21 protein-coding genes are annotated in these 19,496 nt (G+C 72.1%); 7 read left to right on the top strand and 14 right to left on the bottom strand.

What is annotated here, in order from left to right; all coding sequences use genetic code 11:
- The first annotated feature begins 27 nt into the window (after nucleotides 1–27).
- Nucleotides 28–1,125 (top strand): branched-chain amino acid aminotransferase, encoded by a 1,098-nt coding sequence (locus LTT61_RS26270; RefSeq protein WP_233016697.1) that lies wholly within the window; start codon nucleotides 28–30, stop codon nucleotides 1,123–1,125.
- Nucleotides 1,126–1,186: 61 nt separating this feature from the next.
- On the opposite strand, the gene LTT61_RS26275 is transcribed toward LTT61_RS26270, so the two are convergent.
- The 5 genes from LTT61_RS26275 to LTT61_RS26295 all read right to left on the bottom strand — a co-directional run bounded on the left by LTT61_RS26275 (nucleotide 1,187) and on the right by LTT61_RS26295 (nucleotide 5,568).
- Nucleotides 1,187–1,900, bottom strand: a complete 714-nt coding sequence (locus LTT61_RS26275; RefSeq protein WP_233016698.1) for an MBL fold metallo-hydrolase — start codon at nucleotides 1,898–1,900, stop codon at nucleotides 1,187–1,189.
- Between the two features lie 244 nt (nucleotides 1,901–2,144).
- A complete protein-coding gene (locus LTT61_RS26280; protein ID WP_233021201.1) occupies nucleotides 2,145–2,888 on the bottom strand; it encodes an adenosylcobinamide-GDP ribazoletransferase in 744 nt (247 codons plus the stop codon).
- Nucleotides 2,888–3,967, bottom strand: a complete 1,080-nt coding sequence (gene cobT, locus LTT61_RS26285; RefSeq protein WP_233016699.1) for a nicotinate-nucleotide--dimethylbenzimidazole phosphoribosyltransferase — start codon at nucleotides 3,965–3,967, stop codon at nucleotides 2,888–2,890. The genes LTT61_RS26280 and cobT overlap by 1 nt, the downstream gene beginning before the upstream one ends.
- A gap of 79 nt (nucleotides 3,968–4,046) precedes the next feature.
- Complete coding sequence (locus LTT61_RS26290; RefSeq protein ID WP_233016700.1) at nucleotides 4,047–4,589, bottom strand: bifunctional adenosylcobinamide kinase/adenosylcobinamide-phosphate guanylyltransferase; 543 nt, start codon at nucleotides 4,587–4,589, stop codon at nucleotides 4,047–4,049.
- A 10-nt stretch (nucleotides 4,590–4,599) separates the two neighbouring features.
- Nucleotides 4,600–5,568 (bottom strand): helix-turn-helix domain-containing protein, encoded by a 969-nt coding sequence (locus LTT61_RS26295; RefSeq protein WP_233016701.1) that lies wholly within the window; start codon nucleotides 5,566–5,568, stop codon nucleotides 4,600–4,602.
- Between the two features lie 86 nt (nucleotides 5,569–5,654).
- Between LTT61_RS26295 and LTT61_RS26300 the strand changes: the two genes are divergently transcribed.
- Complete coding sequence (locus tag LTT61_RS26300; RefSeq protein WP_233016702.1) at nucleotides 5,655–5,816, top strand: hypothetical protein; 162 nt, start codon at nucleotides 5,655–5,657, stop codon at nucleotides 5,814–5,816.
- 64 nt (nucleotides 5,817–5,880) lie between these two features.
- Here LTT61_RS26300 and LTT61_RS26305 read toward each other — a convergent pair whose 3' ends face one another.
- Nucleotides 5,881–6,540 carry a DUF3043 domain-containing protein gene (locus LTT61_RS26305; RefSeq protein ID WP_233016703.1) on the bottom strand — a complete coding sequence of 220 codons (660 nt, stop codon included), beginning with the start codon at nucleotides 6,538–6,540 and terminating at the stop codon, nucleotides 5,881–5,883.
- A gap of 175 nt (nucleotides 6,541–6,715) precedes the next feature.
- Here LTT61_RS26305 and LTT61_RS26310 point away from each other — a divergent pair, with 175 nt between their 5' ends.
- From LTT61_RS26310 to LTT61_RS26320, 3 genes are all read left to right on the top strand, one after another.
- Complete coding sequence (locus LTT61_RS26310) at nucleotides 6,716–7,072, top strand: HesB/IscA family protein (protein WP_233016704.1); 357 nt, start codon at nucleotides 6,716–6,718, stop codon at nucleotides 7,070–7,072.
- A 97-nt stretch (nucleotides 7,073–7,169) separates the two neighbouring features.
- The gene (locus LTT61_RS26315) at nucleotides 7,170–8,153 is read left to right on the top strand and encodes a carbohydrate kinase family protein (protein ID WP_233016705.1); all 984 of its coding nucleotides are present in this window, start codon (nucleotides 7,170–7,172) and stop codon (nucleotides 8,151–8,153) included.
- A 159-nt stretch (nucleotides 8,154–8,312) separates the two neighbouring features.
- On the top strand, nucleotides 8,313–9,347 hold the full coding sequence (locus LTT61_RS26320; protein ID WP_233016706.1) for an AAA family ATPase: 1,035 nt from the start codon (nucleotides 8,313–8,315) through the stop codon (nucleotides 9,345–9,347).
- On the opposite strand, the gene asnB is transcribed toward LTT61_RS26320, so the two are convergent.
- Nucleotides 9,329–11,269, bottom strand: a complete 1,941-nt coding sequence (asnB, locus tag LTT61_RS26325) for an asparagine synthase (glutamine-hydrolyzing) (protein WP_233016707.1) — start codon at nucleotides 11,267–11,269, stop codon at nucleotides 9,329–9,331. The two genes, LTT61_RS26320 and asnB, sit on opposite strands and share 19 nt — an antisense overlap.
- A 346-nt stretch (nucleotides 11,270–11,615) precedes the next feature.
- Between asnB and LTT61_RS26330 the strand changes: the two genes are divergently transcribed.
- Nucleotides 11,616–12,617: a cytochrome c oxidase subunit II gene (locus LTT61_RS26330; protein WP_233016708.1), complete on the top strand. Its 1,002-nt coding sequence runs from the start codon at nucleotides 11,616–11,618 to the stop codon at nucleotides 12,615–12,617.
- Nucleotides 12,618–12,630: 13 nt separating this feature from the next.
- Nucleotides 12,631–13,047, top strand: a complete 417-nt coding sequence (locus tag LTT61_RS26335; RefSeq protein ID WP_233016709.1) for a cytochrome c oxidase subunit 4 — start codon at nucleotides 12,631–12,633, stop codon at nucleotides 13,045–13,047.
- 68 nt (nucleotides 13,048–13,115) lie between these two features.
- Here the strand turns inward: LTT61_RS26335 and LTT61_RS26340 are convergent, their stop codons facing one another.
- The 7 genes from LTT61_RS26340 to LTT61_RS26370 all read right to left on the bottom strand — a co-directional run bounded on the left by LTT61_RS26340 (nucleotide 13,116) and on the right by LTT61_RS26370 (nucleotide 19,478).
- Nucleotides 13,116–14,396 carry an FAD-binding oxidoreductase gene (locus tag LTT61_RS26340; RefSeq protein WP_233016710.1) on the bottom strand — a complete coding sequence of 427 codons (1,281 nt, stop codon included), beginning with the start codon at nucleotides 14,394–14,396 and terminating at the stop codon, nucleotides 13,116–13,118.
- Nucleotides 14,397–14,498: 102 nt separating this feature from the next.
- Nucleotides 14,499–14,894: a hypothetical protein gene (locus LTT61_RS26345; protein WP_233016711.1), complete on the bottom strand. Its 396-nt coding sequence runs from the start codon at nucleotides 14,892–14,894 to the stop codon at nucleotides 14,499–14,501.
- Nucleotides 14,895–15,011: 117 nt separating this feature from the next.
- Nucleotides 15,012–15,779, bottom strand: coding sequence for a sporulation protein (locus LTT61_RS26350; RefSeq protein WP_233016712.1), 768 nt, complete (start codon nucleotides 15,777–15,779; stop codon nucleotides 15,012–15,014).
- A gap of 70 nt (nucleotides 15,780–15,849) precedes the next feature.
- Nucleotides 15,850–16,587, bottom strand: coding sequence for a lysophospholipid acyltransferase family protein (locus LTT61_RS26355; RefSeq protein WP_233016713.1), 738 nt, complete (start codon nucleotides 16,585–16,587; stop codon nucleotides 15,850–15,852).
- 127 nt (nucleotides 16,588–16,714) lie between these two features.
- Nucleotides 16,715–17,698: an ROK family glucokinase gene (locus tag LTT61_RS26360; RefSeq protein WP_233016714.1), complete on the bottom strand. Its 984-nt coding sequence runs from the start codon at nucleotides 17,696–17,698 to the stop codon at nucleotides 16,715–16,717.
- Nucleotides 17,695–18,258, bottom strand: a complete 564-nt coding sequence (locus tag LTT61_RS26365; RefSeq protein ID WP_233016715.1) for a hypothetical protein — start codon at nucleotides 18,256–18,258, stop codon at nucleotides 17,695–17,697. Before LTT61_RS26365 ends, LTT61_RS26360 begins: the two co-directional genes overlap by 4 nt.
- Nucleotides 18,255–19,478, bottom strand: a complete 1,224-nt coding sequence (locus LTT61_RS26370) for an ArsA family ATPase (RefSeq protein WP_420094830.1) — start codon at nucleotides 19,476–19,478, stop codon at nucleotides 18,255–18,257. The genes LTT61_RS26365 and LTT61_RS26370 overlap by 4 nt, the downstream gene beginning before the upstream one ends.
- Between the last annotated feature and the right edge of the window lie 18 nt (nucleotides 19,479–19,496).

Below are 19,496 nucleotides of genomic sequence, written 5' to 3' on the forward strand. Positions count from 1 at the left end.
TCAGGGCGCCCCGATAGGATCGGGGGCATGACCGCTGCTGCACAGTTCGCCCGTATTCCGCATCCCGCCCGCACTCCGGGGGAGCGGGTACAGGAGATTCTGGCGGCGCCGGGCTTCGGCAGGTACTTCACCGACCACATGGTCTCCATCGACTACCGGGACGGCGGCTGGACCGACGCCAGGGTCGAGCCGTACGCGCCGCTGCAGATGGATCCGGCCACCATGGTCTTCCACTACGGCCAGGCCATCTTCGAGGGGCTCAAGGCGTACCGGCAGGCCGACGGCAGCATCGCGTGCTTCCGGATCGACGCCAACGCCGCGCGCTTCCGGCGCTCGGCGCGCCGGCTGGCGATGGCCGAGCTACCGGACGAGCTCTTCATCGAGTCGGTGCGTGCGCTGCTCGCGGTCGACGGCGACTGGGTGCCGGCCGCGGGCGGCGAGGAATCGCTCTACCTGCGGCCCTTCATGTTCGCCACCGAGGCGGGGCTCGGCGTCAAGCCCGCCTCCTCCTACAAGTACCTGCTGCTCGCCTCGCCGGCCGGCGCCTACTTCCCGCGCGGCGTGAAGCCGGTGAAGGTGTGGCTCTCCACCGAGTACGTGCGCGCCGCGCCCGGCGGCACCGGCGAGGCCAAGGTGGCTGGCAACTACGCCTCCTCGCTGCTCGCCCAGGCCGAGGCCACCGAGAAGGGCTGCGACCAGGTGGTCTGGCTGGACGCCGTCGAGCGCGCCTACGTCGAGGAGATGGGCACCAACAACCTGTTCTTCGTCTTCGGCTCCGGCTCGGAGGCCACGCTGGTGACGCCGGAGCTCTCCGGCTCGCTGCTGCCAGGCATCACCCGCGACTCGCTCATCACGCTCGCCGCCGACGCGGGGTACCGGGTGCAGGAGCGCAAGGTCTCGGTGCGCGAGTGGCTGGACGGCGCGGCCTCCGGCGAGATCACCGAGGTGTTCGGCTGCGGCACCGCGGCGGTGATCACCCCGGTCGGCTGGGTGCGTTCGCCCGAAGGCGAAGTCGCCATCGGCGGTGGAGAGCCGGGCGAGGTCACCCTGGCGTTGCGCGACACCCTGACCGGCATTCAGCGCGGCACCTTCGTCGATACCCACGACTGGCTCTTCCGCTTCTGATCGCGGCCGCCCGGCCCTGCCGTCCGGAACGACGGGCAGGGCTGCTGGGCGTGTGCTGGGCTCAGCCCGGCATCAGCATGTGCCATTCGTCGAGCGTCTGCGGGCGCATCACATAGTTGTTGTCGCGCACCGTGGTCAGCGGCGCGCTCGGCTCCTGCGAGTACCAGTGCCCGGGATAGACCACCGGGTCGCCGCGGAGCCCGGCGAGATGCCGCAGGCTGCGGAACATCTCGTCGGAATCGCCGCCGGGGAAATCGGTGCGGCCGCAGCCGTCGACGAAGAGCGTGTCACCCGCGACGAGCCGGTTCTCGAACAGGAAGCACTGGCTGCCGGGCGTGTGCCCGGGCGTGTGTAACAATTCGATCTCGAAAGTCCCGACGCTGAGTTTGTCACCGTGCTCGTGGCCGGTGAATTCGCTCTCCGCGATGCCGGTGACATTGGCGACCCAGGTCAGCTCGGCGTTGTTCACGTGCACCGGGACGCTGGTCCGCTCGAGCAGTTCGCGCACGCCGCGCAGGGTGAAGCCGAGCATGCTGCCGCCGACGTGGTCCGGGTGGTGGTGCGTGGCGAGCACGCCGGTGAGGCGCAGGCCGTCGGCCTCCGCGAGATCGGCGAGATCGCCCGCCGCATAGGCGGGATCGACGACGACGCACTCTCCCGTCTCCCGGTCGCCGATCAGGTACGCGAAATTCCGCATCTGCGTCGCGATCGGATCGCCGACGGCGAAATCCCGGCCGGACAGCAGCTGGCGAAAGTACAGGCGCTCGGAGGACATGGCGTCCACCTTATTGTGCGACCCAGACGATGCGTGCGAGTCGGCCGGAAAATGTCCACTGACCCAGACTGTGGTGGTCGCCACATCGGGGTGGAACTCGTTGAAAATAGCGGGGTGCGGTTGCCGTGCCGTGGCCTTTTCGGTGCCGGAAACAGCCGAGCGGGCGTGCCGGGCAATAGCTGAATGGCGCTGGTCGCGAGGTATATCTCCGAATTACCGGCAGAGTATCGGACTTTCGGGCGGCTCAGCCGAGAGTGAGGAGTACGGCCGTGGTCGCGGTCGCCAATTCCACTGCGGCGCCGAGCACGTCGCCGGAGAGTCCCTCGAAACGGCGGACGCAATGCTGCGTCAGCAACGCGGCGACGGTGAGCGCGGCGGCGACCGCGAGCGGGCCGTGCCAGGGCGCGGCGCCGGGCAACAGGGCAGCCGCGGCGAGCGCGGCGCTCGCCCACAGGGCGGCGGTCAGCGGGCGCTGGGTGGCGGCGACCAGGGCGCCGAAGCCGGTGTCCGGGGCGGCCGGAGCGCGCACGCACGCGATGACCGCGGCGACCCGGCCGGTGGTCACCGCGAGCAGCACGCCGGCCCAGCGGCCGTCGTCCGCGAGTGCCGCGAAGGCGAAAGTCTGGGTCAGGACGGCCAGGAGCAGCGCGGCCGTGCCGAAGGGGCCGATCCCGCCGTCCTTCATGATGTGCCGGGCGCGTTCGGGCGGGCCGTAGCAGCCGAGGCCGTCAGCGGTGTCGGCCAAGCCGTCGAGGTGCATGCCGCGCGTGCCGACGGCGAGTGCACCGACGGTCAGCAGCCCCGCCAGGCTCGCGGTCGCGCCCGCCGCGGTCAGCGCCAACAGGACCGCCGTGCCGAGTGCCCCCAGCAGCAACCCCGCGACGGGGGCCGCGGCGATGGCCCGGCCCGCCGCCCCGCGGTCGATCTCGTCCGGGCCGCGCACCGGGAGCACGGTGAGCCACGAGAGCGCGAGCCGCAGCCCGGCGATCACTTCCGCAGGTTCGCCACGGGTGCGGCGGTTCCGGCCCCGGTGCTGACGCCCGCGTCACCGAAGGTCGCCATCTCGCCGAGGGCGGCGATCGCGGCGCGGAGCAGGGGGAGCGCGGCGAGCGCGCCCGACCCCTCGCCCAGCCGCATGTCCAGGTCGAGCAGCGGCTCCAGGTGCAGGTGCCGCAGCGCCAGCCGGTGCGCGGGCTCGGTGGAGCGGTGCCCGGCCACCCACCACGCCTTCGCGCCGTCGGCCAGATCCTCGGCGACCAGCGCGGCGGCGGTCACCACGAGGCCGTCCAGGACGACCGGGGTGCGCCTGGCGGCGGCACGGGCAAGGAAACCGGTGATGGCGGCGATGTCAGCGCCGCCGCCGACGCGCAGCAGCGCCACCGGCTGCTGCTTGGCGACCGGGCGGATCCGGCGCATGGTGTCCCGGATGGCGGCCAGCTTGCGGCTCCAGCCCGCGTCGTCGACCCCGGTGCCGCGGCCGATCGCGGCCACCGGCTCGGTGCCGGTGAGCGTGGCGATCAGCGCGGTGGCCGGGGTGGTGTTGCCGATCCCCATGTCGCCCGCGATCAGCAGGTCGGCGCCCGCGTCGATCTCCTCGTCCGCGATGGCGCGGCCCGCCTCCAGCGCGGCGCGCACCTCGTCCTCGCTGAGCGCGTCCTCGCGGTCCACCGAGCCGCTGCCGCGGCGCACCTTGTGCGCGGAGACGGCCGGGTCGGTCTCGGCGTCCACCGCGATGTCGGCCACCCGGACGGTCGCGCCCGCGATGGCGGCGAAGGCGTTCACCGCGGCGCCGCCGTCGAGGATGTTCGCGACCATCTGCGCGGTCACCTCGCTCGGGTACGCCGAGACGCCGTGCCGCGCGACCCCGTGATCCCCGGCGAAGACCACCACCCGCGCCCGCTCGAACTGCGCGGGCGGGCAGGCGCTCTGGCAGGCCGCGACCCAGTTCCCCAGCTCCTCGAGCCGGCCGAGCGCGCCCGCGGGCTTGGTGAGCTGCGCCTGGCGCGCCACGGCGGCCGCGCGCACGAGGGCGTCGGGAGCGGAGACCGGTTCGAATCCGTGTGTCACTGTCAGCCTTTCCGCGTGCTTCCGGCGCGGGGCCGGTGGCCGCGCGCTGCCGCTCCATAGTGTCCGATGCGGGCGGTGGCTATTTCACCCGCATCGGAATCCCGGCCACCACCAGCACCACCTCGTCGCAGACCTGGGCCAGGCGCTGGTTCAGGGCGCCGATCTCGTCCCGGAAGAGCCGGCCGGAGCGGGTCGCCGGGATCACCCCGAGCCCGACCTCCGGGCTGACGAGCACCAGCCGGTGCCGGTAGCCGTCGACCGCCGCGACCAGGGCGTCGGCCGCCGGGGCGACGGTGCCGCGCGGCGCCTCCCAGGCATCCAGCGCGTCGATCCTGGCGGTCAGCCAGGTGCCGATGTCGTCCACCAGGGTCGCCGGGGGAGCAGCGGCGGGCGCGGCGAGGACGGCGGCCGGGTCGGCGCTCTCCAGCACCTCCCACGCCGCGGGCCTGCGGGCCCGGTGCCCGGCGATCCGCTCGGCGAAATCGCGGTCCGCGGGGTCGGGGACGGCGGTCGCGAGGTAGCGCACCGGGCCGTCGCCCGCCAGCCGCTCGGCGTGCGCGGACTTGCCGGAGCGCGCGCCGCCGAGCACCAGCGTGCGCGGCCCGCCGGGGGAGTCACCCATGCCGCGCAGGCTACCGGGGCTCGGCGCCGAACCGGCGCCGGTACTCGGTGGGCGCGATCCCGACCTGCCGCTGGAAGTGGTGCCGCAGCAGCGCCGCCGAGCCGAACCCGGCCAGCCCGGCGATCCGCTCCAGCCCGTCGCCGGACTCCTCCAGCAGGTGCTTGGCGTAGAGCACGCGCTGGGTGGTGAGCCACTTCACCGGGGTCGTTCCGGTCTCGGCGGCGAAGCGGCGCGCGAAGGTCCGGGTCGACATGCGGGCGCGGGCGGCCAGCTCCTCCACGGTGTGCTGGTGCTCCAGGTGCTCGCTCATCCAGGTCAGGGTGGCGCTCAGGCTGTCCGAGGTGCACTCGGCGATCGGGCGCTCGATGAACTGCCGCTGCCCGCCGTCGCGCTGCGGGGGGACCACCATCCGCCTGGCGACGCCGTTCGCGGCGGCGCTGCCGATCTCCCGGCGCACCAGGTGCAGGCAGGCGTCGATCCCGGCCGCGGTGCCCGCGCTGGTGACCAGGTTGCCCTCGTCGACGAAGAGCACGTCCGGGTCGACCGTCGCGGCCGGGTAGCGCGCGGCGAGATCGTCGACGTAGCGCCAGTGCGTGGTGCACTTGCGGCCGTCGAGCAGCCCGGCCTCGCCCGCGAGGAAGGCGCCGGAGCAGACGGTGAGCACGATGGCGCCCGCGTCGGCGGCGCCGCGCACCGCGTCGACCAGCCTGGGATCGAGGCCGTCGTCGAGCGCGGTCACCGGGAAGGCGGGGACGGCGACGAGATCGGCTCCGGCCAGCTGGTCGAGGCCGTACTCCGGGGTGACGGTGACGCCGGGCGTCGAGGAGCGCAGCGGCTGCCCCGGCTCGGCGCCGCAGACCCGGAAGTCGAAGCCGGGCAGCCCCTGCTCGGTGCGGTCGAGCCCGAAGACCTCGCAGACCACGCCGAACTCGAACATGGCCATGTTCTGCGCGAGCACGACGGCGATCTTCTGCAGCATGGCATCAGGGTAGCTGGCTGGATCTTTACGAACAATGTCAGAGCTGCCACTTTCGGCGGGATATCAACGGGCGAACAATTACTGCCATGATTGGTTTCCTGCTCGCCCTCGCAGTCGTCCTGCTCCTCGGAGCGCTCGTCGCCGCCGGCCCCGCCCGGGCCGGCTCCGGCGCCGTCCAGGATCGGGACGCCGAACGGTTCCGCGCCGACCTGGCGGCGCTCTCCACCCGGGTGGGTCATCACCGGTGATCCCGCCCCCGAAACAGAACAGCCCGCCGGTAGCACCGGCGGGCTGTTCTCGTGAACGGGTGGATCAGACCGGGTCGCCCGGGGTGAGCCGCGGCTTGGGCGCGCGCATCTTGCGGATCTGCGAGGCGCGCACGAAGGCGTACCAGCCGAGTTTGAAGCCGGTGTCGGTGGTGTCCGGGTAGCGCTCGCGGACCCGGTTGTTGATGATCCGGCCGAGGAAGACGCCCTCCGCGATCATGAATGCCATCATCACCAGCATCGCCAGCGTGACGATGGTCTGCAGCCCGGGCGCGGCGAACATGGAGAGGATCAGCACCAGCGCCATCGGCATGAACAGCCCGACCAGGTTGCGCCTGGCGTCGACGATGTCGCGCACGTGCGCGCGCACCGGGCCGCGGTCGCGCGGCAGCAGGTACTTGTCCTCGCCTGCCAGCATGCGCTCACGGCGGTCCTGGGCGGCGGCGCGGCGCTCGGCGGCGGCCACCTTCCGGTCGGCCCGGTCGCCGCGGTTCGCCCTGCGCCGGGCGCGCGCTTCCTTGGAGGTCATCGGGGCGGGGGCGACCGGGCCGCGCTTGCGGGCCTCGGCATCCCGGCGCCGGGGGGTGGGGCGGCCCTTGCCCGCGGTGGCGGTGGCCGCCGCCGGGACGGCGCCTTCGCTCGCGTCCGCCGTGGTGACGGCGGTCGCGTCGGTGGTATCGGACTCGCCGCGACGGAACAACTTCACCCGACCAGGCTATTCGATGACGCGGATCACGCGATACTCCGGTCCCGGGCGGCACGGAGGTGCCCGCGGGTGGCAAGATGGAATAGCGGCCCGACGAGTGGCGTTGAACCTGCCCGACCGGCACGATTCGGCGTGCATCGCTCGCGGGCGACCACAGCTGTCCCTAGGAGAGTCCATGACTGTGCAGAACGAGACCGCAACCGCCACCCACGGCGTGAAGCTGACCGACGCTGCCGCCGCCAAGGCGAAGGCGCTGCTGGACCAGGAGGGCCGCGACGATCTCGCGCTGCGGATCGCGGTGCAGCCGGGTGGCTGCGCGGGCCTGCGTTACCAGCTCTTCTTCGACGACCGCAATCTGGACGGCGATCTCACCGTCGAGTTCGCCGGCGTCGCGCTCGCGGTGGACCGGATGAGCGCGCCGTACGTCGAGGGCGCCTCGATCGACTTCGTCGACACCATCGAGAAGCAGGGCTTCACCATCGACAACCCGAACGCCACCGGCTCCTGCGCCTGCGGCGACTCCTTCAACTGACGATCGATTGATACGGTTGGGCCGGGACTCCGAGTCCCGGCCCAACGCCGTCGCGTGCCGCTCACGCAGGCCGCCTACCGTCGAAGGACTCCGCCTCGTGACCATCGCTGTCTCCGCGTCCATCGCGACCGACCACCTCATGCGTTTCCCCGGTCGGTTCGCGGACGCGCTCCTCGCCGATCAGCTGGAGCACGTCTCCCTGAGCTTCCTCGTGGACGATCTGCAGATCCGGCGGGGCGGTGTCGCGGGCAACATCGCCTACGCCATCGCCTACGCCATCGGCCAGCTCGGCGGCAATCCGCTGCTGGTCGGCGCGGTCGGCGCCGACTTCGGCGAGTCCTACCGGGGCAAGCTGGAGGCGAGCGGGGTCGACTGCTCCGCGGTCCGGATCTCCGACTCCGCGCACACCGCCCGCTTCGTCTGCACCACCGACGACGACATGGCGCAGATCGCCTCCTTCTACCCCGGCGCGATGAGCGAATCCCGCGACATCGGGATCGGCGAGCTGGCCGAGCGCCACGACTTCGACCTGGTGCTGGTCGGCGCCAACGATCCGGAGGCGATGCTGCGGCACACCGCCGAGTGCCGCGAACTGGGGATTCGGTTCGCAGCCGACCCTTCGCAACAGCTCGCGCGGCTCGACGGGGACCAGGCGGTGCAGTTGATCGACGGCGCCGACTATCTCTTCACCAACCGGTACGAGTGGGCGCTGCTGCTGCAGAAGACCGGGCTCACCGAGGAGGAGGTCGCCGCTCGCGTCGGCATCCGGGTGACGACGCTCGGCGGTGACGGCGTCCTCGTCGTCGACCGGGACGGCACGTCCATCGAGGTCGGCGTCGTGCCGGAGAACACCAAGGTCGAGCCGACCGGCGTCGGCGATGCCTTCCGCGCCGGATTCCTCACCGGGCACTCCGCCGGGCTCGGCCTCGAGCGCTCCGCCCAGCTCGGCTCGCTCGTCGCGGTGCTCGTGCTGGAGACCATGGGTACCCAGGAGTGGGCGCTGGACAAGGTCGATGCCGTCGAGCGGCTCACCAAGGCGTACGGGCCCGAAGCCGCCGCCGACATCGAGCGAGTGCTCTGAACCCCACCGACTTCGCCACTGCGTTAGTAATTGCGGCCCACTGGTGAACTGAAGCTGCTCGATCGTGAGCTGTCCAAGGTGGTGGCCGGGGTCGCCGGGTCGCGGCCGGGGCGGTGCGTACTGCTCAGGGGGTGCCGCCGAGTCGGTAAATCGCGGTTGGTGGAGATTTTCGCGGAACGAGCCGAGGTGCCCTTCCTCTTCTACGCGGCCACCGGTGCGTCGCCGGAGGTAGACCTGAAGCGGCTCGGTCGCGACGCGCAGGCGTCCTCCCTGCCCTCGGCCGATCTCCTGGCGGCGGCTCGCCCGTCCAGCTGGGACGCCGCATTCGACATCCTCGGCGCCACCCTCCCATCGGACCGGGCGAGCGTGGTTGTCCTGGACGAAGTGCCCTACCTGATGGACGCGGAGGGGAACTTCGAGGGCATGCTCCAGCGGGCCTGGGATCGGGTGCTGGAGACGAAGCCGGTGCTGCTGATTCTCATCGGGTCCGACCTGTCGATGATGGAGGCGCTGAACAGCTACGGCCGCCCGTTCCATCAGCGCGGGCGCGAGATGGTGCTCGGCCCGCTCGACCCCGCCGAGGTCGGCGAGATGCTCGATCTCGAACCGCACGCGGCTTTCGACGCGGCTCTGATCACCGGTGGACTGCCGCTCGTCTGCGCGGAGTGGCCGCGTGGCGCGGGCGTGTGGGAGTTTCTGGCGGACGCGCTCGCCGACCCGGTGTCGGCGCTGCTGGTCTCGGCCGAGCGGTTGCTCGCGGCGGAATTTCCGCAGCAGGCGCAGGCCCGCACGGTGCTGTCCGCGATCGGAAGCGGTGAGCGGACGTTCTCGAACATCGCCCGTGCGGCGGGTGGAATCAGCGCGGCCTCGCTGCAGCGGTCGCTGGCGGTCCTCACGGACAAGCGGGTGGTCGCGGCGGAGTTGCCGGTGGCGACGTGGCCGTCGAAGGACCGCCGCTACCGCGTCGCCGATCCCTACCTGCGGTTCTGGCTGAAACTACTCGGGCCCGCGATGGCCGAGATCGAACGCGGTCGCGGCGCTGCACCGGCACCGCGCGGCACTCACCGCCGAACCGGTGCCGGTGCTGGCCGTTTCGCGCGGCGGGATCGACTGCGGGGGGCTCGACGCGGCCTACGGGCCGGCCGAGCTCCTGGCAGCGTGGTCGACCTGAGGACTCAGAGCGAGACCGGGTAGGTCGGCTCCTGGATCTCGGGCTTGATCCGCTGCTCGACGAAGACCCCGTGCCACACCATGAAGACGAGCAGCGTCCAGAGCCTGCGGCTGTGGTCCGAGCGCCCCTCGCGGTGCTCGGCGAGCATCCGCGAGACGGCGGCCTTGTCCAGCAGGTGGTCGGTCTGCGAGTCGGCGATCTGGGCGCGCGCCCAGTCGTGCAGCTCGGTGCCGCGCAGCCAGTGCCGCAGCGGGACCGGGAAGCCGAGCTTGGCGCGGTGCAGCACGTGCGGGGGGACGATCCCCTCCAGCGCCTGGCGCAGCGCGTACTTGGTGGTGTCGGGGCTGATCTTCTGCTCGTAGGGCAGCCCCTCGGCCGCCTTCAGCACCTCGGTGTCGAGGAAGGGAACGCGCAGCTCCAGCGAGTTCGCCATGGTCATCTTGTCGGCCTTGACCAGGATGTCGCCGCGCAGCCAGGTGAAGAGGTCGAGGTGCTGCATGCGGGTGACCGGGTCCCAGCCGCGGGAGCGGTCGTAGATCGGGGCGGTGACGTCGCGGTGCGTCCACTCCGGCCGGAACTCGCGCAGCACCGAGCGCAGCTGCGCGTCGCTGAAGCTGCGCGCGTTGCCGTAGTACCGCTCCTCCAGGGTGAGCGAGCCGCGGTGCAGCAGGCTCTTGCCGCGGGTGCCGTCGGGGATCCGCTCGGAGAGCCGCCCGGCCAGCCTGCGCAGCCCGCGCGGCAGCCGCTCGAACGGCTTCAGCGAGAGCGGCTCGCGGTAGATCGTGTAGCCGCCGAAGAGCTCGTCCGCGCCCTCGCCGGAGAGCACCACCTTGACGTGCTTGCGCGCCTCCTTGGCGACGAAGTACAGCGGCACCAGCGCCGGGTCGGCCACCGGGTCGTCCAGGTACCAGACGATCTCCGGGATGGCCGCGGCGAACTCGGCGGGCGAGACCACCTTGACGATGTGCCGCGCGCCGATCGCCGCCGCGCTCTCCGCGGCCACGTCGACCTCGGAGTACCCCTCGCGCTCGAACCCGGTGGTGAAGGTGATCAGCCCGGGGTTGTGCCGCATGGCGAGCGCGGCGATCGCGGTGGAGTCGATGCCGCCGGAGAGGAACGACCCGACGGTCACGTCGGCGCGCATGTGCTTGGCGACCGAGTCCTCCAGCGCCGCCGCGATCTCGCGGTAGCGGTCCTGCGGGTTGCCGGTGAACGGCCGCACCGGGAAACGCGGCTCGAAGTAGCGGGTGACCTCGGGCGCCGCGCCCGGGCGGACGGTGGCGTAGCTGCCGGACTCCAGCCGCCGGATGTCGGCGTGCAGCGTCTCCGGCTCCGGCACGTACTGCAGCACGGTGTAGTGCTCCAGCGCGCGCGGGTCGAGCCGGTCGGTCAGGCCGAGCGCGGGCAGCAGCTCGAGCAGGCTCTTCTTCTCGCTGCCGAAGGCGGTGCCGCCGGGGCCGGTGGCGAGGAAGAGCGGTTTGATGCCGAACGGGTCGCGGGCCAGGAAGAGCTCGCCGGTCTCGGTGTCCCAGATCGCGAAGGCGAACATGCCGCGCAGCCTGCGCACCGCCTCCGGGCCCCAGTAGTGGAAGGCCGCGGCGATGGCCTCGCTGTCACCCTCGGTGCGGAAGATCGGCTCGTCGCCGAACTCCGCGCCGTGCGCGGCGGCCAGCTCTTCCCGCAGCTCGAGGTAGTTGTAGATCTCGCCGTTGAAGGTCAGCGCGTAGCGCTCGCGGTTGTCGGCCGGACCCCAGCGCAGCGGCTGGTGCGAGTGCTCGATGTCGATGATCGACAGCCGGTTGAAGCCGAAGATGACGTGGTCGTCGTGCCAGGTGCCGCGCTCGTCGGGTCCGCGATGGCGGACGCAGTGCAGGGCGTCGTACACCCGCTCCACGGTCTCCGGTGCCGCCACGTCGGAAGTCAGAAAGCCGAGCAGTCCACACACGGTGTCGGCACCCTCGATTCGGTCGGCCGGGGCTGCTCCCCGGGGAAGTCGAAATGTTCTGCCCGAGTATGCCGCACCCGCCCCGGCGGCGCGGCGTGCGGAGTGCCCCCGCGGGAACCTCCCGGTCGTGCGTGTCGAAGCCGACCCGGCGGCGACCGGGGCGCCGGTTTGGTCTACGCTGCGTAGTACTCAGGACATTTTCAGGTGCCCTGAATCAGTCGGGATGTGTGGCGACCAGGAAGGCGTGAGCGTGGCGCACAAGGCGAGCGAAGAGATCGGGGCACGACCCGTCGGGGGTCGGCGGAGCCGCGTCCTTCGCCGGGCCGGGCTGGTGGTGTCCCTCGGGATGACCGCCCTGCTCGTCTCCGGCTGCTCGATCGACAATGTTTGGCTGCGCTTCGGCTGGCCGTCCGGGGTCACCCCGCAGGCCGAGCGGATGCGCGAGCTGTGGACCTGGTCGGTCATCGCCGCGCTGGCGATGGGCGTGCTGGTCTGGGGGCTGACCTTCTGGACCGTCGTGTTCCACCGGAAGAAGCCGGACTCCCCGGAGTTCCCCAGGCAGACCGGGTACAACGTGCCGCTGGAGCTCACCTACACGGCGATCCCGTTCGTCATCATCGCGGTGCTCTTCTACTTCACCGTCGTGGTGCAGAACTACGTGCACGAGAAGGTGCCGGACCCGGACGTCACGGTCGACGTCACCGCCTTCCAGTGGAACTGGAAGTTCGGCTACCGGAACGTCGACTTCAAGGACGGCTTCCGCTACGACGGCATCGACACCGTGCGCGAGGGCCAGGCGCAGGAGCAGCTTGAGGCGTACAAGGAGCGGGTCGACGAGGAGCACGGCCACCCGCAGCCCGGCCCGATGCACGGCAAGCCCGCCAACGACATCCTCTCCTACCTGCACTACGACAAGGTCGAGACGGTCGGCTCCAGCACCGAGGTTCCGGTGCTCGTGCTGCCGACCGGCAAGGTGATCGAGTTCCAGCTCGTCGCCGCCGACGTCATCCACGCCTTCTGGGTGCCGGAGTTCCTGTTCAAGCGGGACGTCATGCCGAACCCCAAGGAGAACCACTCCGACAACGTCTTCCAGATCACCGAGATCGAGAAGGAGGGCGCCTTCGTCGGCCGCTGCGCGGAGATGTGCGGCACCTTCCACTCGATGATGAACTTCGAGGTGCGCGCCGTCTCGCCGGAGAAGTTCACCCGGTACCTCGAGGCGCGGCAGCAGGGCCGGACCAACGCCGAGGCGCTGGAGTCCATCGGCGAGTCGCCGGTGGCCACCTCCACCCGGCCGTTCGACACCGAGCGCACGACGAAGACCGCGGTCGCGGCCGAGAGCAAGTGAGGGTTGATCTGACATGAGGATCGAAGCGCGCATCTTCGAGCTGCTCACGGTGTTCTTCATCATCGTCGGCGCCGTCTACGGCTTCTTCACATCCCAGTCCCGCACCGGGATCGAGTGGGCGGGCCTCACCGCCATGGTGCTGACCGCGGGCCTCTCGCTGATCATCGGCACCTACTTCCGCTTCGTGGCCCGCAGGCTCGACCTGCGGCCCGAGGACTACGACGACGCCGAGATCGTGGACGGCGCGGGCGACCTCGGCTTCTTCTCGCCGAACAGCCCGTGGCCGATCCTGCTCGCCGGCGCGGGCGCGGTGACCGCCCTCGGGCTGGCCTTCTTCCAGTTCTGGCTGATCGGCACCGGCGTCGTGCTGATCCTGGTCGCCGCGGCCGGGCTGGTCTTCGAGTACCACATCGGCCCCGAGAAGCACTGACCCACCGACCCACGCGACGACGAGCGCCCCACCGGAGAACCGGTGGGGCGCTCTCGTCTGTCCGGGGGCTACTGGGTGGACTCGTACCGCAGCGCGTTCTCCGAGCGGCAGATCTCGTCGATCTCGGCGACGAGGGCGCGCAGCTGCTCGGAGGGGAGCGCCGACGGCCGCAGCCGGGCCGTGAAGGCGATCAGGCCGTGGTCGGTACCCGGGAGGTCCCTGCGCGCCGTTTCGGCCCGCAGATAGTCCGAGCGGACCCCGTACGTCATGGCGGAGATGACGGTGAAGCAGCCGGTCTCCTCGCGCAGCCCGGCGAAGAGGTCGTGCAGCCGGTAGAAGACCGAGGCGTAGTTGGCCAGCGGGGCGAAGACGCCGACCCGGTAGGCGGGGCCGCGCTCCGCGGAGCTGATCACGGTGTCGGCCAGGTACTCGGCGTCGCGCAGCGTGAGCACCTTCGGCGCGAACATGAGCGCGCCCGCGGCGGCGTTGCGCACCGGGGCGCCCGCCTTGCCGCTCGCGGCCGAGGCGATCGCGCCGAGCGACTTGCGGGTGCGGGTGCCGAGGTCTCGCCGCGCGCGCAGCGAGCGGGTCGGGGTGGTGTGGTGCAGGCTCGACCACTGACCGAAGCGCACGGTGCCGAGCTGCACGTGCCCGGTGCCGACCGGGCGGGAGACCTTGAGCCGCGCGGTGTCGACCCAGCGCCCCACCTGCAGCACCGACTCGCCCGGGCTGCTGATCTCCGCGTGCGCGTGCTCGACGAAGGAGTCGAAGTCGAGGAAGCGGTCTGCGTCGGTGGTGAGCCAGGTGTGGTCCTTGTCCACCTCGACCACGTCGAGGGTGAGCGCGGTGATGATGCCCGCCCGGCCGCCGCCGCCCAGGATCCGGCGGAACCGCTCGGTGTGGTGGCCGCGGCCGCAGGTGCCGATCCGGCCGTCCGGGTCCACATACTCCAGGTCGGTGATCTGGTCGATGAACAGCCCGTGCCGGTGCGAGGCGGTGCTCACCCCGCCCACCGAGGCGAAGCCGCCCGCGGTGATGTCGCGGTGGTCGCCGACGATCGGCAGCCCGAGGCCGTGCGCGCCGAGCCTGCGGTCGATGTCGGAGAGCTTCGCCCCCGCCTGCACCCGCACCGTCCGCCTGCCCAGGTTGATGTCGAGCACCTGGTTCATCCGCCGCATGGAGACGACGGCGCGCTGATCCGGCAGATCCAGCCCGTCCTCGACCGGCTCCCCGCCGTGCACCTGCAGCCGGGCCGCGCGCCCTCGTGAATCCCGCACGGTGCGAACCACATCGGCGGTATCGCGGGGCAGATATTCTTCGGTGGCGGCGGCGAAGTGCGACGTGCTCATGGCACGAAAGTCAACCACAGCCCGCCCGCTCGCGCGCCCCCTACCGCCTGCTCCGCGGTGCTTTCCCGCCGACCGGAACGCCCGATTCCGCTCCGCGGCGCGTCAGCTGAGGGCGATCACGATCCAGAGCGCGGCGAGCAGGATGAGGTAGGCGGTGAGGGCGAGGGCGCCGACGGCGAGGAAGGCGGGGGCGATCCGGTTGCCCGCGGCGAGCGCGGGCTCGCCGCGCAGCACCATGAGCAGCGGGATCTGGTAGCGCCCCGCCTCGCCGAAGTCGGGGAAGAGCAGGGCGGCCGCCAGGACGCAGGCGTCGGCGGCGATGAGCACCGGGTGCGCGAGCACCGGGGCGTGCTGGCCCGCGAGCGCCAGCGGGCCGAGGAGGAGCACCAGCGGTACCCCGTACGTCGTCACCGTTACGTCGTGCAGCCGGCCACCGGCCAGCAATCGAGCCGCGACCGCCGCCGCGACGACGGCGATCTGCAACCAGCCGAAATCCATACCGCATTCCCTGTCCGTGATCCGCGCGACATGATGTCACATGCCGGAGATCCGTGCGGAACCGGTGGCGGCCCGGGTCTGCCGGTGCCGGTTGACCTTTCGAGCCAACGGCGGGCGCTAGTGCCCGGCGAGCCGCTCGATCCGGTGCCCGACCTCACCCGCCCAGTCGACGTGCGGCAGGTTCGCGTACTCGACCCAGAGGTTGTCGTAGGCGTCGCGGCCCTCGGTGAAGAGCCCGCCGCGCTTGTCCGCCTCGAACACGACGCTCATGCCGTGCTCGGCGGGCACGAAGCTGACCTCCAGCTGGTTCAGCCGGGGGAACCGGTGCGAGGGGCCGAACTCGATCTCCTGGAAGAACGGGAGCTGCTGCGGGGTGTTGTGCAGCCGGCCGTGCTCGACGTCGGCGCTGCGCAGCGGGAAACCCCAGCGCCGCACGGCGTCGAGCAGGATGTGCTGGGCGGGCAGCGCGCCGACGCCGATCGGGTCGCTGTCGGTGGCGTCCACCGCGCCGCTCACGGCGAGCACGGTGCGCAGCGCGACCACGGTGCCCGGCAGCGGCTGACCGTCGAAGAAGGTGATCGGGGTCTCCAGGTGCGCCCGCGCGCCGAACCGGAACTCGTGGAAGGCGCCGGGGGCCAGATCGAAGCCGTGGAAGACGTCGTGCGCGCCGAAGCCGGTGTCGCGGTGCGTCTCCCCGTCCTCGTACTCGTGCTCGACCCGGGTGACCAGCTCGACCGCGATCCGGTCGATGCGCTGCGGCACCTGGCCGCCGCGCACCCGGATGACGCCCTCGATGACGCCGCCCGGCTGCACGCCGGGGGTGAACAGCTCGGTCTCGACCTCGGCGCCGCCGACTCCGACGGCCGCAAGCAACTTCTTGAACATGACGGACAGTCTGCTTGCCCGGGCTCGAGAACGCCTTACCAAGCGCTTACGGCCGGCGCCGCCGCGCTCTTCAGCCCGCGGCGGTGTCCGGGATGCGCGCGGCGTCGGCGGCCGGGCTGGGGCGGGGGCCGTTGGGCACGCCCCGCTTCAGGCTCGCGGCGTAGACGTCGACGTACTCCTGGCCGCTGAGCCGCATGAGCTCGTACATGACCTCGTCGGTGACGGCGCGCTCGACGAAGCGGTTGCCGGACATCCCCTCGTAGCGCGAGAAGTCGATCGGGGCACCGAACTTGACCGTCACCCGGTGCCGCCGCCAGCGGAAACCGCCCTGCGGGCTGATCTTGTCGGTGCCGATCACCGCGACCGGGATCACCGGGACGCCGGTCTCCAGCGCGAGCCGGGCCAGGCCGGTCTTGCCCTTGTAGAGCCTGCCGTCGGGGGAGCGGGTGCCCTCCGGGTAGAGCCCGACGAGCTTGCCCTGGTCGAGCAGCGCGCGGGCGGCGTTCAGCGCGTCCTCGGCGGCGTCGGCGCCGCTGCGGTCGATCGGGTATTGGCCGGTGCCGCTGAAGAACATCTTCTTCAACCTGCCCTTGACTCCGGGGGTGGTGAAGTACTCCGCCTTGGCCAGGTAGTTGATCCGGCGGGGGCTGGACAGCGGGGCGAAGATCCAATCCGCGATGGAGAGGTGGTTGCCCGCCATGATGCAGGGGCCGTCGGCCGGGATGTGCTCGACGCCCTCGACCTCGGGCCGGTTGTAAAAGCGGAGGAATGGTCCCAGCAGCACGAATTTCAGCAGCCAGTAGAACATGGCATCCTTCCCCCGGACCGGGCGATGACGAGCGGGACCGACACGACGACTCTGTTGTCGACTCTACCGCCGGGTTTACGTCACATCCAATCCGAACGGTGCGTTTCACCACACAGCAACATCGCCGTCACCCCCTGGCCGTGACGAGTGCGGCGCGGGCAAGTTCGGCGGCGCCGATCATGCCGGCCGCCTCGCCGAGCTGGGTGGTGCGGATGCGGGCGAGCGGGCGGTGCCCGGCCCCGGTGACCGAGCGGGCGTAGTGCTCCCTGGCCTCGTCCAGGAAGAGCCTGGACGAGGTGCTGACGCCACCCGCGATCACCACCAGGTCGGGGTCGAAGATATCGCTCACGAAGGCGAGGCCGAGCCCGAGCCAGCGGGCGAAGTCGGCCAGTACCAGGACCGCGAGCGGGTCACCGTCCTGGGCCGCGTCGGCCACCCGGCGACCGGTGAGCGAACCCGGGTCGCGGATGACATCGCGCGCCAGCACGGTCGAGGTGACCGGGTCGGTGGCGAGCATCTCGATGGCGGTATCGACGAGCGCCGTTCCGCTGCAGTACCGCTCCCAGCAGCCGCGTTTGCCGCACGGGCAGGGGCGCCCGTCCGGCACCACCTGCAGGTGGCCGAGCTCCGGTGCGATGCCGTGCGTTCCGCGGTACAGCTCGCCGTCGACCAGCAGCGCGGCGCCGATGCCGGTGCCGATCGCGATCAGCACCGCGTTGTGCCCGCCCGCCGCCGCGCCGAAGCGGTACTCGGCCCAGGCGGCGGCGTTGGCGTCGTGCTCGAGCACTACCGGGAGGTCGAGCTTCGCGGTGAGGGTGCGCGCGACCGGGGCGTCCTTCCACGGCAGGTGCGGGGCGAAGCGCACGCGGGCGCGGTCGGCGTCGACGAAGCCGGCGACGGCGAGCCCGACGGCGGCGATGTCGTGGCGCTGGCGCAGTTCGCGCACGGTGCGGGCGAGCGCGGCGTCGAGCGCCTTCGCGGAGTGCGGGGTCGGGGCGGTGACGGTGTCGAGCACCTCGCCGTCTGCGTCGACGACGGAGGCGCGGATATTGGTGCCGCCGACATCGATGCCGACGGTGAGGGGGGCGCCGCCCGGGATCCCGCCGGTCATCGCCGGACGGTGACGGGGATGTCGACGTAGCCGCTGCCGTCGCGCCGGAACCGGCGCTTGTCGGCGCCTTCGGCACGGGTCCGCTCGGCCGCGCCGGTGCCCGGCCCGCCCGCGCCGGGAGCGGCCGGGCTGGATTCGTCCGCTCCGGAACGGGCAGCGCCGCGCCCGCCCGCGTCGGCGGCCGGCTGTGCCGCACCGGACGACCCCGGATCCCCCTGTGCGGCAGCGTCTTCCGGGTGCGTGGGCGCATGCCTGTGCGGCTCACCGGTCTCCGGGGCGAACCGGACCGGATCGACCGGGACCCCCGCGAGCGCCTCGCGCAGCACCGTGACGATGGCGGTGCCGTGGTCGGCGATGGCGGCGAGCACGTCGTGCCGCTCGCCGCGGATCAGCGCGGCGGCCGCGCAGACCGGGCACCAGCTGCAGCTCTCCCAGTCGGTGCGGCCGGTGGCGGCGCTGCGCCGCAGCACCGGCTCCACCCGCTCCAGCACCGCCTCGGCGAGCAGCTTGAGCTCGGCGGCGAATTCGGCGAGCTCGTCCTCGGGCTGCCGTTCGGTCATCGCGGCCACTCCTGCGGGTCCGGGCGGAAGCGCACCACCAGCGCGCCGTCGCCGAGCTCGGCGCCGTCGACCGTGCATCGCCGCAATACCGGCGCCAGCGGTACCCGCCGCCGGACCCCGTCCGCTCCCACGATCAACTCGTCCTCCACTCGTCCAAGGCGCAGCGTCGCCGGATCGACGACCGGAAGCCGCATCCGCAGCGTGTACACCGACTCCAGGCCGGTACCCGATTCCCAGCGAACCACCGGCCCGCTTCCCTCGGCGGGATTTCCGTCAAGCATAGGAGGCGGAGGCAGCGGAACCGAGAGCGCGGCCAGCGCGTCGGCGCCGACCGGTTCGGCACCGCGGTGCTCGGTGACCAGCACCGGAACCTCGGGCATCGCGGCGCGCAGTTCGTCGAGGACGGCGAGCTGTTCGGCGCGCAGCCCCAGGTACCAGCGCACCGCCGGGTGCGCGGCGGCGAGGTCGGGCACCGGCGGCACCGGGGGGAGGACCTTGTTGACCAGCACCGCGTCCAGGCGCAGCCCGAGCAGCGCGGCCGCGGAGCGGACCCGCGCCGACTCCGCGGCGGAGAGCCGCTCGGCCAGCGTCACCAGCCGCGCGCCGGTGCGGGCCGGGTCGGCGAGCAGGTCGCGAACCTCGGTGACGGCGGCGACGATCCGGTCGACGGTGCCCGCGAGCACCGCGCGCCGCAGGTCGGTGCCGCCCCTGCTGAGCGCGCGGTCGTGCTCGGGCCAGATCCGGCTCAGGTAGCCGAGCAGGGTGTCCGGGGCAGTGACGATGCGCAGCATGTCGGCGGTGGGCGGGCAGTCGAGGACGACCAGGTCGTACCGCTCCTCGGCCACGTACTGCGCCACCTCCACCAGGACGAGCAGCTCCTGCACCCCGGGCAGCCCGGTGAGCTCGGCCGGATCCAGCGCCGCCGGGTCGATGCCGTCGTGCCGGTGCCTGGCGTCGGCGGCGAGCAGCCGGACCACGTCGGCGAAGCGATCCTCCAGCAGCGCCAGCGAATCCAGCTCGACGACCTCCAGATTCGGTGCGACGGTCGCGATCCCGGCGATCGTGCCCGCGTCGTGCGGGAACCGGAAGCCGAAGGCGTCGCCGAGCGAGTGCGCCTGGTCCAGCGAGGCGATCAGCACCCGCTGCCCGGCCCGCGCGCAGGCCGCCGCGGTGGCCGCGGCCAGCGTCGTCTTGCCGACGCCGCCCTTGCCGACGAACAGCTCCAGGCGGGTCCGCTG

Origin of the sequence: Nocardia asteroides (assembly GCF_021183625.1) — a bacterium.
GTDB lineage: Bacteria > Actinomycetota > Actinomycetes > Mycobacteriales > Mycobacteriaceae > Nocardia > Nocardia asteroides_A.